The sequence below is a fragment of the Bacillus sp. HU-1818 genome (assembly GCF_022695965.1).
GTDB lineage: Bacteria > Bacillota > Bacilli > Bacillales > Bacillaceae > Bacillus > Bacillus atrophaeus.
In genome coordinates this window covers 832,553-850,995 of record NZ_JAAPBE010000003.1, presented here as the reverse complement: position 1 = coordinate 850,995, position 18,443 = coordinate 832,553, and the positions used below count along the sequence as shown (strand labels likewise).

The 18,443-nt window shown below is 34.8% G+C and carries 19 protein-coding genes and 2 pseudogenes; 11 read left to right on the top strand and 10 right to left on the bottom strand.

Annotated elements, in window-relative coordinates; genetic code table 11:
• Positions 1-34: 34 nt before the first annotated feature.
• The 10 genes and pseudogenes from GXP75_RS21445 to GXP75_RS14990 form a co-directional block, all read right to left on the bottom strand.
• Positions 35-163, bottom strand: a complete 129-nt coding sequence (locus GXP75_RS21445) for a hypothetical protein (protein ID WP_277990752.1) — start codon at positions 161-163, stop codon at positions 35-37.
• Between the two features lie 120 nt (positions 164-283).
• A complete protein-coding gene (locus GXP75_RS15030; RefSeq protein ID WP_242557141.1) occupies positions 284-637 on the bottom strand; it encodes a hypothetical protein in 354 nt (117 codons plus the stop codon).
• A 69-nt stretch (positions 638-706) separates the two neighbouring features.
• Positions 707-1,207, bottom strand: a complete 501-nt coding sequence (locus GXP75_RS15025; RefSeq protein WP_242557140.1) for a hypothetical protein — start codon at positions 1,205-1,207, stop codon at positions 707-709.
• 329 nt (positions 1,208-1,536) lie between these two features.
• On the bottom strand, positions 1,537-2,769 hold the full coding sequence (locus tag GXP75_RS15020; protein ID WP_242557139.1) for a hypothetical protein: 1,233 nt from the start codon (positions 2,767-2,769) through the stop codon (positions 1,537-1,539).
• Positions 2,770-2,862: 93 nt separating this feature from the next.
• A complete protein-coding gene (locus GXP75_RS15015) occupies positions 2,863-3,024 on the bottom strand; it encodes a hypothetical protein (RefSeq protein WP_242557138.1) in 162 nt (53 codons plus the stop codon).
• A 50-nt stretch (positions 3,025-3,074) separates the two neighbouring features.
• Entirely contained in the window at positions 3,075-3,320 is a 246-nt protein-coding gene (locus GXP75_RS15010) for a hypothetical protein (RefSeq protein ID WP_242557169.1), read from the bottom strand.
• Between the two features lie 17 nt (positions 3,321-3,337).
• Positions 3,338-3,514 (bottom strand): type I TA system toxin YonT, encoded by a 177-nt coding sequence (gene yonT / locus GXP75_RS15005; protein ID WP_106034867.1) that lies wholly within the window; start codon positions 3,512-3,514, stop codon positions 3,338-3,340.
• Between the two features lie 949 nt (positions 3,515-4,463).
• Positions 4,464-4,949, bottom strand: coding sequence for a DUF4944 domain-containing protein (locus GXP75_RS15000; RefSeq protein WP_242557137.1), 486 nt, complete (start codon positions 4,947-4,949; stop codon positions 4,464-4,466).
• A 252-nt stretch (positions 4,950-5,201) separates the two neighbouring features.
• Complete coding sequence (locus GXP75_RS14995; RefSeq protein ID WP_242557136.1) at positions 5,202-5,798, bottom strand: class I SAM-dependent methyltransferase; 597 nt, start codon at positions 5,796-5,798, stop codon at positions 5,202-5,204.
• 424 nt (positions 5,799-6,222) lie between these two features.
• Positions 6,223-6,902: pseudogene (locus GXP75_RS14990) on the bottom strand (aspartate/glutamate racemase family protein).
• Between the two features lie 340 nt (positions 6,903-7,242).
• Here GXP75_RS14990 and GXP75_RS14985 point away from each other — a divergent pair.
• The 11 genes and pseudogenes from GXP75_RS14985 to GXP75_RS14935 all read left to right on the top strand — a co-directional run bounded on the left by GXP75_RS14985 (position 7,243) and on the right by GXP75_RS14935 (position 18,442).
• On the top strand, positions 7,243-7,422 hold the full coding sequence (locus GXP75_RS14985) for a hypothetical protein (RefSeq protein WP_242557135.1): 180 nt from the start codon (positions 7,243-7,245) through the stop codon (positions 7,420-7,422).
• A 52-nt stretch (positions 7,423-7,474) separates the two neighbouring features.
• Positions 7,475-10,000, top strand: coding sequence for a hypothetical protein (locus GXP75_RS14980; RefSeq protein WP_242557134.1), 2,526 nt, complete (start codon positions 7,475-7,477; stop codon positions 9,998-10,000).
• 251 nt (positions 10,001-10,251) lie between these two features.
• Complete coding sequence (locus tag GXP75_RS14975; RefSeq protein WP_242557133.1) at positions 10,252-10,527, top strand: HU family DNA-binding protein; 276 nt, start codon at positions 10,252-10,254, stop codon at positions 10,525-10,527.
• Between the two features lie 126 nt (positions 10,528-10,653).
• A pseudogene (locus tag GXP75_RS14970) lies at positions 10,654-10,804 on the top strand (hypothetical protein); the annotation flags it as partial.
• 900 nt (positions 10,805-11,704) lie between these two features.
• The gene (locus GXP75_RS14965; RefSeq protein ID WP_242557132.1) at positions 11,705-11,890 is read left to right on the top strand and encodes a YonK family protein; all 186 of its coding nucleotides are present in this window, start codon (positions 11,705-11,707) and stop codon (positions 11,888-11,890) included.
• A 12-nt stretch (positions 11,891-11,902) separates the two neighbouring features.
• Entirely contained in the window at positions 11,903-13,099 is a 1,197-nt protein-coding gene (locus tag GXP75_RS14960; RefSeq protein WP_242557131.1) for a metallophosphoesterase family protein, read from the top strand.
• Positions 13,100-13,250: 151 nt separating this feature from the next.
• Positions 13,251-13,580 carry a hypothetical protein gene (locus GXP75_RS14955; RefSeq protein WP_242557130.1) on the top strand — a complete coding sequence of 110 codons (330 nt, stop codon included), beginning with the start codon at positions 13,251-13,253 and terminating at the stop codon, positions 13,578-13,580.
• Between the two features lie 33 nt (positions 13,581-13,613).
• Positions 13,614-14,069: a hypothetical protein gene (locus GXP75_RS14950; RefSeq protein WP_242557129.1), complete on the top strand. Its 456-nt coding sequence runs from the start codon at positions 13,614-13,616 to the stop codon at positions 14,067-14,069.
• A gap of 110 nt (positions 14,070-14,179) precedes the next feature.
• Positions 14,180-15,109, top strand: coding sequence for a hypothetical protein (locus GXP75_RS14945; protein WP_242557128.1), 930 nt, complete (start codon positions 14,180-14,182; stop codon positions 15,107-15,109).
• Between the two features lies 1 nt (position 15,110).
• Complete coding sequence (locus tag GXP75_RS14940) at positions 15,111-16,886, top strand: hypothetical protein (RefSeq protein WP_242557127.1); 1,776 nt, start codon at positions 15,111-15,113, stop codon at positions 16,884-16,886.
• A gap of 17 nt (positions 16,887-16,903) precedes the next feature.
• Complete coding sequence (locus GXP75_RS14935; RefSeq protein WP_242557126.1) at positions 16,904-18,442, top strand: hypothetical protein; 1,539 nt, start codon at positions 16,904-16,906, stop codon at positions 18,440-18,442.
• Position 18,443: the final 1 nt, after the last annotated feature.

Genomic DNA, 18,443 nt, shown 5'->3' with positions numbered 1-18,443 from the left:
TAGAACCTCTCCTCATATGTATAAAATTGTTGTTTTATATAGTTTTTAAAAGTCTCTCAAGGTTTGCAATGTCTTTCTGTATTAAACCATCCAACAAAGTACCGTCATTTTTAATCTGTTTTTTAAATTCATTAATCTTGTTTTGAATTTCTTGCTTATCCATTTTAATCTCTCCATTCTGTTTAAGAATCCTTATCTCACTGAATCTTCTAAGTCGAGCATTCCTTCATACCAATCAATTTCATGATCATGAGTATCAATTTCTTAACTGAATACAATTTATTCATTTAACCTCTCCATTCTGTTTACCTTTAAGTCTGAATTGTTTTCTTATTTTTTCATACTCTCCACTATTCTTTAACTCTTGAAGAGTTGGATCAGTTTCATCAATAATAGCGTTGCCACAGTTGCAATCCCACTGTATAAATGTTTGATTTTCGCAAACTAAACAAATTGGGGTTTGGTAATCAGGCGGTGAATAATCTTCTTTATCTTTATATAAAGGATACAATTCATCAAAGAACCTTTTAACTTCCCGATCAGTCATGACAGCTATAGTGCTTGAAACTGTTTTTTCTCCAAGCTTGTTGATTAAGAATTGCACACGTTCTTTTCTTCTTTTTGGTACGGAAGCCATTTGTTTAAAACACCTCCATTCTGTTTAAAATATGCATTTTAATTTGATTTAAAAAATAAATTTATACTGTTATTCAGCCTTCATTTCTCGCAAGTCCTCGTAAAAATCTGGTTTTTCATCGAATAGGTCGTAACCCTTCTTTGTCATAACGTAAACATTGAATCCTTCTGACTCCACAAGTGATATCAAACCTTTTTTGGACAAACTTCCTAATACTCCTCTTGCTGACTCTATAGACATTTTCGTATAAGCCGAGGCAAATTCTGTATCAACGTCAGAAAAACCGTCACCGTATATCTCCATTCTGCCTTTTATGCATGTGAGGATTTTATACTCTTTTTCCGTGAGTCCTAGAGTAGTTCTAATCGGGTACACTGTAGTTCCTGTGCTACCTTGAGAGGGATTTTTGACAGTCTCTTCGATAATCTTGGCACTTTCGTGAGGAACATCAGTGACTTCGAAACCTGTTTCTAAGTCGATGAACTCGACTGTGCTTTTCTTGACTTCTTTAACGTACCCTCTATATGTTCTGCCGTTCCTGTATGTAACCTCAACCAATTTGTTTAACATTTTACCTTCTCCTAAATATACTTATTTATTATTTTTATCTCTTGGATTAAATATAACATGGTTCTCCTTTCCAATCAATACATATATACTTATTTTTTATATTTGTTAATGTTAAACTTATATAGCGAATGAGGGGGTTTGGGGGTGGTGTGAGCAAAAATTGTTCAGGTGAGGAACGAACCGTTTTGAACAATTAGCAGCACCCCCATTTTCTTATTTTATTTATTAAATAATTAACACCTTTCCTTCTACGAGAGACATCTCTTAAACCCTTATGTGCCAAGGGTTTTAAAATCGGTTTATTGCTTTTGTTTTCATACATATTGTTTTCATCTCTCATTTTCTAGCCAATCTTTTAATAAATTTCTCATTCGGGAAGAAGGAACGTATATATTGATAACTTGGTCATTTCTAATGGCTGATCTCCATATCCATTGAATCATCTCAGATAGTGCGAAACTGTCTTCATTAATGCTTACACCTTTTGATCTGAAATAATCATCTACAGCAGGGTTCACAAATCTGTTAATTGAATATACCAATGATTTTTTATGACTGTATTCATTTGTTGCTTTAATATTGCAAGCTAAGAATCCTTTTGTATATCCTTTACCACTTAACTTACTCTTATGAGATTTAAATGTTGTCCATAGATTGTCTTTTGATTTAGACTTAATGATATTTTGATAGTAGTTTAGAATATTGTTCTTCAGTCTTTTATGTAATACTGAGCGCTTTTCAAACCAAGATTTTGACAAAGCGTAATAATCATCACCTATTCGATTTAAATCACCTTCATATATTTTAATTTTGTGTTTGATTCTGTCTTTCGTTTCTTTGTCATAATGCCTACTGTGCTGCGTAATTTTATAACTGTCTTTATCTTTCAATACGGCATAAAGATCATAATCAATATCATTAATGTCATAATAATACTTCTGTATTTGTGCATCAAATAAGTATGTAAGATTGTAGACTTCTTTAAACTGAGTAAATATGTCTGATGGAAATTGCCAGAAGAGTACAGAGTCATTATGCAAAATTAAGTTTTTACTCTTGGCCAAATGCTTAAGCGTTTGAAATTCTCCTTTGTATTCTCTGTTAAGCTTCTCTTCATGTTCATCGTTCCAAATAATAATGCCGTTACTATTCTTAATCCATTTATTTTTAAACAGCATGTCTAAATCGTCTTTTGATATATTTAACTTCTTAACAACCTCCATAGCCTCATCGAGTATTAAGGTATAGTTGCCTGAGTAAATTAGTTCTTTTGTAGTTTCATTTGCCATACTAAATAATGCATGAGTTGTCACAATGTCTTTATTCTCAGCTAAGTGCTTGTGTAATGAATCGAGTTTGTATAACGTCTCCCCTTCTTCGCTATGTATCTTCGGTTCGTAAAACTTTCTATTCACACAAGATTTTTTTATTCGTGCAACCTCATCTAGATATGGTGTTATAAAAATAAAATGCTCGTGTTCTGGTGCTTCATTCATCATATTAATAATGTATGTTGTTTTGCCAGATCCCATAATGGAATCAATAACTTTAATTTTATTCACTTATTATCCCCTTATTATTTATATTTAAAATAAAGGAACGATAACTGTTTACCGCTCCTTATCTAGAATTCGATATTTAACTGTTATAACTCGTTATTTAGAATCATCCTGTTTAACTTTACTTATCTCTTCTGTGAACTCTAAAAGGTATTTATCAATCTTAATAGTTGTTTCATTAATTGAATCAATATCTTTCTTGAGCATGTCCAATTCCTTGACAAGCTGTTCGATAGCATTCAGGAACTTTTTCTCCACTCGCCTCACCTCAATAAAATAAGTATATCATGAGGCATATATGATTATTGTCACTTGTTACCTAGCTTAAGGAATACAAAATACATGAACCATAACAGAATGATAATAATACATGTGACTATAAAGATTGTCGTGATTAGTGTCTGTGTTGTGCTGCTGACATAATCCTTAATGAGTTGAAACATTAGGAATAACCCAATGAATCCAATATGTGTGAACCATAACGAGAATCGTTTCATGTTTACATTGTGCTTGATCATGATATAATATGGGTAGTAACTAAAGGAGAAGTTGATTCCCCTTTAGCATTTGATTATCGGCGTATACGTTTGCGTTGTCTCTTTGGTCGGAGACGCTTGCGTGTACGCTTTTTCTTTTTACTTGTCCCACTCATTAGGTTTCTTATCTTCTCAATTATTGTAAGGCAATTGATTGTAAGAACCGATAATGATATGAGACTAGCAACGATTATACCCATCTTCTCAAGCACTGTTGCACCTCCTTTCCTATATATCTATTATAACATTTTCCAGTGTATAAGTATATATAAAATATACTTATTTTTTATATTTGTGCATGTGGTTATGGGTAAGTGTAATGTATGTTTAGTTACTCTGTGTGACAATTTAGATTGAATGATACTTATGATACCTGAATACGGGTAAGACACTGTGAAAAGGCATTAGAATGCTTCTGTGAATGATATGAGGAATGAGACTGGATTGAATAAAGGATTAGAATAAATGGGAAGCGTGAGAAGATGAGGAAGAATATATGATAAGGAATGGATAAGGTAAAGTAGGGTTAAGGGTTAATGTAGATGAGAAGGATAAAATTATAGATAAGACTTCGAACTCTGCGTTTCTGTTATAAATACGAACCCTTTTTAATGAATAGTTATTCAGTTTTAAATTAGAAATCAAATTAATTTTTTTAAAATAAATCTTGTTTTTCATTTGGAATCGTGTTAAAGCTGTTGAAATACATGCTAAATTCGCAAATGCAGGTATAACGTACATTATCTATGTATTTCATTACCAATATATAGGGGGTATATTAACATCTAAAGGCCAAAAAACAGGAACAAATGTGCCCATAGCACTTCCATTTCCACACCCAACTTATTTTTTCACTTTACTTGATTTCAGCCTATTTTCACATCGTAACCGCTATCGTAAAACCCTATAATATCAATATTTTTTAGTCCCCCATTTCCCCCTTTGTCATCAGACTTAGCATAATACACACACTTTTCCCTTCTCCTATCTACGTTTTACGATCACACATCCCCTTTCATTCCCATAGACATCTATAAAACCTTGTTAAATCAATGAAATAATCATGTCCAATGCACATTTACGATAAGCACTTTTTCCAATCACGATTACCGGGGGGTTGTTTTAAATCAAAATAAAAAAAGAGTTACCATTTAGCAACCCTTAATTTAACTGATACCAGTGCGTCCTTTTTAGTTTAAATTTCTCTCTATAGGATTTATTATTGGTTTTCCATGTTACTTCAACAGTTATTTCATGCCCAATCACTTCATTTTCTGGCATATATTCAAAGGTCAGTATATGGTCTTCTCCTACTCCGCCACCTTCTAATTTCTCACCAGTGTATTCTGAAAGGTCATAATCTTCATTTTCGTCGTATTTTTGACTATCAATAAATAATGTTAACTTTTTGATTACGGTATTCTTTTCATCTACTTTGTTTCCCTTGTAGTACAAATTCAAAAAATAATTAGAGCCAATTGAGGTCTTGTCTGATTTTTCTATTGAAGCTTCCCAAATTTCATTCTGACTATAACCTATATATTTAACTTTTTCACCTGATATTAGAGAATACATTGCAAATCCAGTCACTACAATGAGAGCAGCAATGATTATTAGCAATGTTTTAATAACCTTAAAATTATTCATTGAATCCTACCTTCATAATTTAGAACGTTTAAATATTTGAAAAGTTGCATTAATCTTAATAAAAATAAAAATAACACCAATTAAACAATCAACAACAGAAAGTTTAACTAACCAAAAATGTCCAAAGAACCAGTCATATCAACAGGGAATAAACTAGACCAATGACATTTCACAATGTCAAAGGCCAAAACCCTTGATATGAATGGTTCTTTTTTAGAGATTGTGTGAACTAAGAAATAAAAAAACAAGAAATCACTTAATACTACTGGATATAAACATTGAGGCATCTTGATTCATAAAAATACGATAACCATGATAGAATGTCTTAATTTTAATTGATTTAAATCCAACTTCGGATAATCTTTTTTTCAGTTCTTCATGCGAAAAACCGTTATGAACTTTCGGATGATTTATTTTATCGTTTTTGTCAAAATCAATAATAATTAGCTTGCCACCATTATTTAAAATGTTGAACAATTCTTGTAAAATTTTTTTAGTATCCGGAATATGAAGAAGGACTAGTGACATTAAAACTATGTCTGCCTTAAGTTCAGAAGTTTCTTGAGTTAAATCTGAATAAAGTACTTTTGAGTTGGTAATTCCTTTGTGAGAAATTTTAGCTTTCGCAACCTCCAACATTTGTTTTGATGAATCTACCAACAAAATAGAATCTACTAAATCTGATAATTCTAAACTAATTAGACCAGTACCACTCCCATAGTCTATTAAAGATTTTGATTTACTATTTCGTAATTCTGGACTTACTTCCTTAACTATAACTTTAGATAATTCAATTCTCTTTTCTGTATCATATCTTTTTGCCATCTGTTCAAAAACGTTATTTTCCATATTCCACTCCCCTATTTATTAAAAATTAAAGCTACATAGTGGTCATTATAGCAAAAATCAAAACCTTGAGGGGCGATTCTCCCCCTCAAACCCTTTCGAATAGACCCCGGTGGGCGCGGAAAGTCTACATAAACAATCTCGTATAGGGGTCCCGACGCATAGCCATAAACCTAATAAAATAAACTATCCCCAAAATAAAAAATTGAGCAACTTGTGCAAAATCTTCGTTTTGGGGTGATTTCAATTTCTTAACGTGATGGGCATGGGGTAGTACCAGCGTTGCTGTCACTATCCGCAAAACAGATGGGTATTATTGGCAAACGAAAGAGCTGCCCCTATTAATCCGCAACCCAAAAATAATTCCAAGTATATATGCCAACTGTTGATAATACATCCAAATAATTCGAACGGTGTTCAAAAGGTATTATATTTTTAATGACAAATATTTATGTACTACGGCATGAGCGAGACAAGTTGATGAATCAACAAAGTAAATATCGCTGGATTTTTTATCTGTAACAACATTTAAATCTGTACATGCAATGATAGCAGTATCAATCGTTTTTGCTAATTCTAAATAGAATTCATCCCATAATTGAAGAGACTTATTGATTTGACCTTGTTTAATCATTCCTATTATTTGATTCACGTAGGTTTGCCAACTATCTTTATGTATAATATCAAAACCATGTTTTAAAAAAGACTCTTAAAATATTCCTGCCTGAACCGTTGGATTAGTAGCTAATAGGGCTATTTTTTTGATTTTTTAGGTATTTCTTTTATAGTCTCATCCATCATGTTTAAAACGGGAACTGAAACTGAATTTTTTAATTGGTTAAAATAGATGTGTGCCGTATTACATGGAATTGCAATAAAATCAACACCTGTGTTTTCAAGTTTCCGGGCACCATTAATAATTGCCCATTCCATATCTGTATGATTAATTGGTCTATCAACGTAAAAAGGAGTAGGACATGAATAAATCATCATATGCGGATAATCTATATCATGTGTTGCCCCATAAATCCTTTGACACTCGTCTACGACTTTGTCAACAAATGGTCCAGTTGATTTAGGCCCCATTCCAGCTAATATTCCAATCATAAATGTCCCCCAAAATATAGGATTGCAAATATAAACTCTCGCCATAAATAGTATCACAATTTCATATTTAACTACCTGCACCTGTTAGCGCAACAAGAAAATAAACTTTATTTGTACCATATTCCAAGCCAGTTGAAATACACAAGAAATTCATACAACGTGTTGTACTAAATCTATCATAAAAGTTCCGATTATAACTATAACCATTTTAGGAACTTTATTTTGAAAGGGATACAGTTAAGCGAAATTGGGAATTGGACGAGCTGATTGAACATTTCACCTATAGACAAATATAAAATATAAGTATATAATAAACTCAGATTGATAGAGGAGGTGTAAAATGCGAAAAACTTATATGACTAGTCATGTGATTGAATTTTTGGAAACTCTTGTCCATGATAACAGTGCTACCCAAAATGAAAAAGAGCTTTATGAGGACTACAAATTGTTTGGCACAATTAATAAGGACAGTGGTACTTACAAACTGATCGTTTATAAATATTTAAAGAGCAACTATTAATAACAAAAATTAAATATAAGTATTTTAATAGTGATGGTCAGGGGGAAATTTATTGAGAGGAAAAAATGAAAGCTTGTCAAAACAAGTTCATATTTACAGTGTAGACACATCAGCTTTTTATAATGATAAAGAAAACGCCTTACATAACAAGATATTAAAGTCTTATAGATACAGAGATTACCTCAAAAAACTTGAAGGCAATCAAAAAAAACATAAAAAATACATAACCCAACGTATAGCCAATCTTAAAGAACGTCTTTATCTCGCTTTTAAAGAGCACAATCAAACAAGAACACTCAGGTCAGACTGCTTAAAAGATAATAATGTGATTTCTTTATTTGATTCAGTCCTCACACGTACTTTAGGGATCAAAGAAAATACACTTTCTCTAGACATTATGGTGGTTCAGACATATCACTTTCAAGTTTTAGAGGACATAATTGACAAAGGTTTTATACATAACAATGAGAAGTATGTTTATTTCACTAGCAGTGCCGGCCAAATTAGAACAAAAAAGTCGTGCTTTATAAAAAAGAGTACTTATGACAAATACCAAAATGCTCTAACATGTGGACTAAGTATTGAAAATATCAACTCTCTCGGTGGTAGCAGCATAAACAAATGGAATAGCTACATGGCATTGTCAAACAGCGCCAGTAGCCCTTGGCAAGTCGATATTGATAAAACAATCGTTGTTAATGATTTAGAAACGGACGTATCAAGCCTTGTTGACTATATTGACCGAGACACCTACGAGATCACACGAAAAACAATGAACATTCCCATTGAACATACAGATGGCTGCGGAATGATTCTCCCCACTCTAAGTCGTAAAAGCTTCATGGTCAGGCTTCCATGGGTAAAGGGACTATTAGTCCCATTTGATTTTCGTAAATTTGCTGAGGAGAACAGATCTTTTAAAGTAACTGATATATACGGCAAGGAATGGGACGTAGTGAGAGATGATGTTCAAATTATCTTTACTAAAAGCCAGTTTAAAATGTGGAAGTATTATTCATCGTGGGAAGAATATCAAGACAGTTATAAAAAATATGGCTGCTTAGGGGCAAAGCTCAACGAAGAAGACCCTTCTGTTGAAGGTAAACTTACTTATCAAATGCTTCAGACACTTACAGATTTCTTTGATGAAGAATTAATTCAAATGAGCACTAACACAATAAACGAGATAACCACATTGGGCACTGATAAAGAAACTATGTTAAGAGTGCTTGGAGCTACAGAGAAAAAGAAACATAGGACGGCTCTTCAGGACGCTTTACTTCTATATCCAGAACTTCTAAACGATGATCATACGAAAGAAATTATCAAAAATAAAAAGAAAAGCATGATTAAGGATGCCAAATCAGGAAAATTGCTTGTGGATGGTGCTCGTTATACATACTTATGCCCTGATCTGTATGCTTTCTGCGAAAAATTATTTCTGAACATCCAGAATCCAAAAGGACTGCTTTCAGGCAGCGATGTCCATTGTTCTTTATATGATGAAGGGTATATTGATATCCTCCGCTCCCCTCACCTATACAGAGAACATGGAGTTAGATGGAACAAAAAAGATGAGGAATATGAAAAGTGGTTCATTACCCCAGGTGTTTACACGAGCATTCATGATCCGATATCCAAGCTGCTGCAGTTTGATAATGACGGGGATAAGGCCTTAATTATTTCTGATGAGTTAATCGTCAATATTGCCAAGCGTAACATGAAGAACATCGTTCCGTTGTATTATGAAATGTCAGTAGCCAAGAAACAAGAGATTAATAGTCGGAACATCTATGAAGCACTAACTCTTGCTTATGGAATCAATATCGGGGAATACAGTAACAACATCACTAAGATATGGAACAGTGACGATATAAACCTGGACGTGATCAAATGGTTATGCATGGAGAATAACTTTACTATCGATTTTGCAAAAACCTTATTCATGCCTACCCGTCCTGATCATGTTGATGAGAAAATCAAAGCCTACATAAAAAATAAAGTTCCCCACTTCTTTATTAATGCCAAAGATAAAGAAGAGCAGAGTGTTGAGTCAATCAATGAAAGCACTGTTAACAAGTTAGACTCCATTATTCCATCCGACCGAATTAACTTCGCAGCTGTTGCAGGAAAGTTCGATTATCGCTTCCTGCTTAAGAACAAAGAGATTAAATTGGATGATGCGATAATTAGTGAATACAAACGATTAGACCAGAATAAGAAATGGCTCATGAATGATGAAGATATTAAGCCTGGACAAAAACTTTATGTTTATAAGGTCATTAAAGACAGATTGTTGAAGATTCATGAAAACGAGCAATATGTTACTGATGTTCTGGTTAAGCATTTATATAAAAAGAAAAGCAAATTCAAATCAACATTATGGGAGTGCTTTGGCGAAACTTTATTAGAAAATCTAAGACATAACTTAAAGACTTATAGAGGATGCTGCAGTTGCGGAAAGATGTTTAAATCGACATCGAACAAGGCGAAATATTGTCCAACCTGTGCAAAGAAAATAGCACAAAAGCAAAAAAACAAGTGGAAAAGGGATAAGTGGAGGAAAGAAGAAAAATAGAAAGTGCCCTGAGCCTTACTCCCCCAACGGGTACAGCGATTTTGCCGGAAAATTTCCAACAAAAAAAGCGCCTTGAACCCTTGATATGACTGGGCTGAAAGCCTCTTTTGAGATAATCGCCATAAGGGAGAAAGAAAGCTAATTTCCACATAAAAGGGCGAGTAAGTCTCCCATTTTTCAAATAAGCACAAACGTTACCGTAATTATACTTTAACACAAAAATAAACAAAATCACTAGGAGGAATTAAAACATGAACAAAACAGAATTTGTAGGAGCAGTGGCAGAAAAATTAGGAGTTACTAAGAAAGAAGCTACGCCTAAAGTGGAAACAGTATTTGAAGTCCTTGCAGAAACACTGTCAAAAGGTGAAGAAATTAAGGTTTCTGGTTTTGGTACGTTTGAAGTTCGTGAACGTGTAGCACGTAAAGGACGTAATCCACAGACAGGTGAAGAAATTGAAATTCCAGCTACAAAAGCACCTGCATTTAAAGCTGCTAAAGCACTTAAAGACGCAGTGAAAGCTTAATAATATAAAGTGGAGGGTTAAGACATCCCTCCCCTCTTTTCTTGCAAAATAATGCGGTGGCGGAAAAGGTAAACGCCTAGATCAGGGTCTTATTATGGGTGGCATGTAACCTAAATATTAATTGCGGTGGATAGCTTCGGCTTACACTTAGGTAAGGTGGATGCGTCTCCCTTCCCTTTAAATAATGCCCTTGTAAGCAGTGATGCTTACCATGCGGTCACCAAAAATTTTTCCGGGTTAGCGGGTCTTCTATACTCGTAAAATAAGTGGAATGGTTTTTGAGCGCTTGATCACCGCTCCCATTTCACAGAAAAGGATTATATTCGGTCTTACCTTTTCAACTAATTATATTTCTTCATTCTCAGACTTCGGGCGCTGAGCGCTGGCAGGCAACATAAAAACTTGGATTTATAAGAAAGTTCACTTTAAAAAAAGTGCATTGACCAAGCAATGAGTTAACCTGATACCCTTTTTGAATTATTCATTTTTCTTCCCAACACATACCTCCTTACACGGGTCAGAGAAAACTGTGCAAAATAAATGGCGAGCGTTTGAGACGCTTTGTTTCTCAATACGGCGTGTAACCCGACAAGAGAGACTGAAAGTGCCATAGAGAAGGCTTATAATGGGTCTTTCCTTCTCGTATATTTGTTTTTGAATATCGTTAAACGAGTGTAGCCGTTTAATTCCCGCGTGGGGGACACTAAAGATACCGCGATACGTCCAGTTTGGGATTCCTTCCAAAATCAGCTACTGCTCAAGTGGACGTTATATGAGGCGTTTTTTGTTATTTTCGACTTACTTATAGTTTGTCGATTACAAAGGTTTCAGTCGCTGAACCCGTAATCAGCGTATTCCCTGTCGATCCGAAAGCTTGCGTCCCTACGTGAGCTACTGACGTAGGTTAGATGGGGTTAGAATGTAATCAGAACAAGACCATCTAAATCATTAGAAGGTCTTTTTGTGCTTGCGTTTTTACCGATCAGCCGGGATGTGCTTACGAGCCTTCCGGTACGCAAGTTTCTCAATAATCTCCTTCGGGCGTTTCCCCAACGCCTATCCGACTTATTTTTCATCTCCTTTATATCCCCTTTTCGGATGTTACCGATGCTTCGGATCATCGGACTTCCGAAGGAGCTTATTGTACGTAATAAAACAAACTATTGGAGGAATTTAAATGGCAAAGAAAGTTCACACAGTTAACTTAAAAGGTGACTACACTCATATTAATGGAATTATTGAAGAAGAAACAAAAACAGACATCGAGCGCTATGATCTGAATTCAATTCTAAAATCATTTGACGGACGGAAAATTAAAATTTCTATTACCGAAGAAGACGAACTTCCACAAATTGATGAGTAAGGTGGTGGCTGAATGAAAGCTATTTTAAATCCTGTATTGCAGCGTGAAAAAGATGAATCATTCACTGATTATCATATTAGACTTTTTAAAAATAAAGATACATATCACATTGATACAAAAACCATCGCCGCTCTATTGAACAAGGATCAAGGAATTAACTATGATGAAAGCAAATGGCGTAAGGATTTCAAGCAATATGAACGTTGGTATGATTACATAGTTTCAAAAAATATGGATAAAGAAGTTCAACAGAAACATGAAGAAATCCGCATTGAATCTGAAAAACAAACAATCAAAGCTCGGGATCAAAAAAGAGAATACCGGAAATTTATCGCCAATCAAGCTCGCTTTGAGAAAATTAAAGATGATATTGTACATGCTATTGCTAATTTAGAATCTAAACGCCCTCTTCGCTTCACCTTCCCTTCTCCTGCTGTCACCGAAAAGCATGGACTTGCTCTATTCAGCGATTGGCACTTTGGAATGGAAATTAACAACCGCATCAATAAATTCAATAAAGAAATTTTCAATGGGCGTGTAGAACATCTCACAAACAAAGTAATTGAATATGGTAAGCAAAATCATGTTTCTACTTTGCATGTTGCTAATCTCGGCGATTTAATTGGTGGGCTTATTCATGTTTCTACAAGAGTTCAAGCTAATGAAGATGCTGTTGAACAAATTAAGTATGTATCGGAAACACTTGCTGAAGTTTTAGCTATGTTGGCGAGTGAATTCCAAGAAGTGAAATTTTATAATGTAGCTGGTAATCATGGTCGCCTCTCCCCTTCTAAAAATGATGTTGGCATTAAAGAAAACTTTGAGTATCTTATCAACTGGTATCTTGAAGCTAGATTGAGAGATATTAAGAATGTCTCTATTGAACCAGAACAAGATGGTTTTATCCCCGCTAAGATCAACAATCAAGAAGTTGTTTTTGTCCATGGTCATTATGATCGTGTTGACCAATGTGTTACACGACTTCCTCAATTACTTGGATACATCCCCTCTTACATATTTGGTGGTCATATCCATCACAACTATGAAAAAGAGTACGGCAGCACAACAGTTGTTGTAAATGGAGCGCTTGTTGGCGCAGATGATTATGCTATGCAAGGTCGCTTTGGTACTAAACCTTCTCAGAAATTTATGGTGTTTGATGACGTGGGTATTGAAGCTACATACATAATCCGCTTTAAGCACAATTAAGGAGTATTTTATATGAACAGTCAAAAATTCATCGAGGAACTAAGTAACCACTGGGCTTCATTTTCAAAAGATATGAAAGTTCAAGTGTGCAAAATGATTTCGGGCTAGATTAAGTTAAAACTTTAATTTTATTGAGATCGGAGTTGTATAAATGGCTGATTACAAAGGGATATATGAGTCATTTTGGAAGCAGATCATTGAAGATGAAAAAGGAAACATTAATAAAGGTCAGCTAATGAAGGAGTTATCCGATTATAAGTATCTATTAGATTCAATTCCTTCTGTTTATGAAGAAGTGACTTGTAATTCTGTAAGTAAGCCATTTGCTGATCCAAGATATGTTATCGAATCTCACAGAAATGCTTTTATTAATAGAGGAATTGCCCTCCATGATTTAAGAAACAAGAGTGTAATAGCAAAACATTACTCACCCTATGAGGAAGTTGTTAGCTTAGGGGCTATTGAAGATTTATTGAATTAACAAATAAAATGATGAGGAAGATGAAGAATAAGAATGAATATTTCGAACGAAGATTTTAAATACCTTAATAAACAATTAGAGACACTTGTTCAATTAAGACAGTCCGGTTATAAATGTGACAAGGAGATTGGACAGGTCTTAGGCAGCTTACATGAGAAGATGGGACTCGAGAAAAAAGTAATTATAAACGCATCAGGAAACATTGTTGCAAATGGCGACTTATTTTACAACTCAAAAACTGTAGATACTGAATATCGAACTTGCATTGGAAAGAATCAATATAAACGCAAACTGCTGATTCTTTGTGAGCAAAGAGTAGATTTACTTTATCATTTTTTCAAGGAATTCGTTATACCAAAAGCAACTGTGTTAGAGACATCTTCCTACCAAGATGAAGCAGCAATAGAAACAGAAACCTGCAAGATTCTTTTTAAGAAGAAAGCAACCTCTACTAGAGGAATGCAGTACGATTATATGTTGTCTATGTAAAACACTTTTTAAAAGCGCCCAGTGATGATTGAAGTCTCCTCCCCCCACTTCTTTATTTCTGGGCGTTTTATAAAACGTGTTTACTTATATACCCTATTGGAGGTGGACGAATGCCTAGAAAAGCCAAGGAAAAAGAAAAATTACTTTGTGCAGCTTGTCAAAAAGAAAAAGACAAAGACTCAGGCTTCTATAATTCACGTAGTAAGCTGTACGAAAAGACCGGTAAAGTGCCTATTTGTAAGACTTGTTTAAAGAAGAATATCGACTATAACAATATGGAATCTGTCTATACAGTCTTACAACAAATCGATGTGAAATTTGATCCATTGTATTGGGAACAAGCTGAACAGAGAAAAACGGATACATTTAGTGCTTATATGACAATGGCAAATTCATTGAAACAATTTAACGGTACTGGCTGGAAAGACAGTATATTTATAAAAGAAGACAATAAAAACGTTGCAACAAATGAAGAAGAGAAACAAACCACTCAAAATATTAATTCAGACTATCTAGAGAAACTTAAAGAAAAATACGGATATGGCTACCCCGATGACGACTACCTCCTTTTTGAAAAGAAATTCCTTCAACTTAAACCCTCTTTTCAGTTACTTACCACAATGCATGAAGAGTGCTTACGAGAATACTGCGTAAATAAAGTATACGAGACACTTGCTAAAGCAAAAGGAGATTTCAAACAGGCTAAAGACTGGGCTGCAATGGCAAAAGATACAGCTGAAGCAGGTAAATTAAAACCTTCTCAAATGAGTAAAGCTGATTTATCTCAGGGTCTGGATGGATTTGGCCAATTGGTCAGAATGGTTGAAGAGAAAGTTGACATTATCCCAATCTTACCTAAGTTTGTTTCACAGCCGAAAGATAAACCAGATGTAGTCCTATGGTGTTATTTAAATTATGTTCGGGACTTAAAAGGCCTTCCCGAAGCTGATTATAAAGATATCTACAATTTCTATGAAGAACGTAGAGCTGATTATGAGAAACAAGAGTTGGATAATGATCCTTCTATGAGGGAGTCGTAATTTGGCTTCGAGAAAGAACTTTCAAAGAGATAATTTTAAATACACCAAACAAAGTTCAAGATTGGACAGTGACCCTGAATTTAACTCCCCTGTTCAAGCAAATCAAAATAAGGTTGATACATTTGAGCGAAATTTAGATAAATGGATTGAATTTGTTCAATGGGCAAGATGGTTTCCTGATTTATGGTACGACTTGATTAAGCCAGAAAAAGGCGGCATGAGGCTAGACTTAGATCAAAGGGTTTTCCTAAGATGTATGAGTCGTTTTGTAAGTACATATGGGGTTTTCCCTCGTGGGTTTGGGAAAACAATGCTTGAGTTAATGTCAATTTACCATACTGCTATTTGGTTTCCTGATATCACAATAGCTATGTCAGCACAAACAAGAGAAAACGCAGCTTCAATCAGTGAAGAGAAACACAACGAGATTATGAAGTGGTTTCCTTTAATGAAAAATGAATTAGCTGGCAGACCCTCTTTTACTAAAGACTCTGTTGAGGTTAAGTTTTCTTCAGGAGGAGTTTATTCTGTGCTGGCAAATGCACAGTCTACAAAAGGACAACGTAGAAGAAGACTAAATGTTGAAGAGTCAGCGCTTTTAAATAACGAATTATTTAAAGATGTTCTTGAACCAGTAGTAAACGTTCCAAGAAGAACTATTGGAAAGCTCGCAACAGTAAACCCATTTGAATTAAATGGAATGATCAACTACCTAACAACGTCAGGCTATAGGGGATCGGATGAATTCAACAGGATTCTAAATATGCTTGATGAAATGGCTGATTTGAAAGGTAAAATTGTTCTCGGAGCAAGCTGGGAATTGCCTTGTCACTTTGGCAGAGGCGAAACACGCACACAGATCCTTGCAAAGAAAAATGACCCTACAACCTCTTCCACTGCTTTCGCAATGAACTATGATTCTAAATGGGTCGGAGCTAGTGATGGAGCACTTATCAACATTAGTAAGTTAATCAAAGCAAGAACAATTACAAACCCAGAGCTGACTTGTCCTAGAGATAAGAATAAGAACTTCTTATTAAATGAATATGTTATCGGGGTTGATGTTGCCCGCTCAAGTGAAAAGTCAAACAACAAAACAGCTATCATTGTTCTCAAGATTATTCGCAACTCCAATAATGCAATTAGACAAGTCCAAGTTGTAAATATAATCGAACCACCAAATGGACTGAACTTTAAAGAGCAATCAATCATGGTTAAAAGGGTCTTCAAAAACTATGGAGGTAGTGAAGATATTTCTATATCAAGAGTTAGAGCTGTGATTGTAGACGGAAACGGAGTCGGAAGTGGACTGGTGGATAGACTTCTAGAAGATGTTACAGATCCAGAAACGAATGAAGAATTAGGATGTTGGGCAACAATCAATACTGACCAGAAACCAGATGTTCCAAACTCCCCTGCTATTGTTTATAACCTTAAATCTCAAGGAATTAATGATAAGATTATTACCACTTTCTTGGATTATGTTGAATCTGGAAAGTTGAAATTACTGAGACCGTATGAAGAAATAAAAAGCAAAAAAGTTATTAGCGACGATGTGATGGTTGAAGCTACCTGCATACAAACACAATTGTTAATTGATGAAGTGGCCAACTTAAGGTTAAAGAAAACACAGAACTCAATAAGCGTTGAACAAGTGGTAAAACGTATTGATAAAGATAGGTACAGTGCATTGAGTTATGCGCTTTACTACATAGCTTTATTCTTAGAGAAGGAAGAATCCGAGGATGAATATTCATTTGGATTCTTTTTTAATTAGAATTGAGGAGGTGAAATATGGATACAGATAATCAAAAATCGTATGAGTATAATACAAATTTACCACCACTTGAATCATTATTTTTCAATGATTTGTTTAACGGAATTTCTTATGACAAAGTTAAATCTTGGCTTAAAGACCACAACGCCTACAATAAACAAATTAGAGATGCCTCTAAATTACTTTATAACGCAAATGGAGTGTATAGAAACGTTATTGACTATATGGTCGCCCTCCCTACTTTAGACAGAGTTATTTTGGGGTCAAGTAAAGCAGTTAACTTCAAATCGAACAAACAAAAGTTCAACCTGGCTTTAAGAAAAATTAGTGACAAAAGCGTTGTGAGGGATTCATTAGGAAAACTAAGCAAATATGGCACAGGTTTTTATTATTTTGATTCTGTGGTAAATGATTCCTTCCCCACTACTCTAAGTGACAATGAGGTCGGATCAATAACTGAAACAAATACCATTGACGACTTTAATTGTTCCATTCTCCCCCTCCCTCTCGATTATTGCAAAATTATCGGCAGGAAAAATTCTTCATATCAACTCGCCTTTGATGTCTCCTATTTTGACAAATTCACTAGCAACGGAAGATCACTTAAGCTTAGACGATGGCCAAAAGAAATCAGGCAAGGATATGTGGCTTATAAGAAGGATCAAAATCGCAAATGGTTAGTCCTTGACAACAATAAGACCATTGCGGTCAAAGGAAGCAGTGATATTGAAGATCAATGGGGTCGTCCAATTGGTTTATCTGCTTTTATTGATATGGTTTACGATGAATACTTCGTTGACACTAAACGGAACATTCTAGACGAGCTAAACAGTACCCTTATTTATCAAACTTTCCCTGAAGGAGATCAAAAAGGTAAATCAGCACTATCTCAAAAGCAACAGGGACAGCAGCACGAAAATATTAAAAAAGCATTGGTTGCCAAAGGAAGTGTTAAGGGTGTTAAATTCTTCTCACTTGCTTCAGGTACAAAATTAGACAAGTTAGAAACTAATGTGGATTTCCTAAAGGTTAAAGGTGAAGACGAACTAATTAAACGAATCACCACAAACTTGGGCTTTGCAGGCTCTGCCCTTAATGGTCAAGACGGTAACTACTCCTCTCAGCAAACAAACATAGAAATGGTATCTTCTCAGATATTTTCCTGGCTAGAACAAATTCAAAGTGAGTTTAACAAGGTGGTTAACGCCAATATTATTAAAGACCCCCGTTCATATATTGAGGTTTACTACCTCCCTCTTACCCACGTTAACAGGAAAGAAAAAGTCCAAAACATGAAAGATCTCTACACCAGTGGTCGAGGTAGTCTCATTGCCTGGATAGCCGCCACTGGATGGAATCCTGATGCTTACTTATCGCTAATGGAATATGAAAAAGAAGAAGGTTTTGATGAAAAGTTCCCTGTTCATGCAACCTCTTTCACTATGAGTAAGAATAGCGATAAATCAGCTGGTGCTCCTGAGGTTGATAACCCAAAAAACGAAAACACAATTAAGTCGAAAACAAATAACAGCAATGGAACACCTTCTGGGTCTTGAG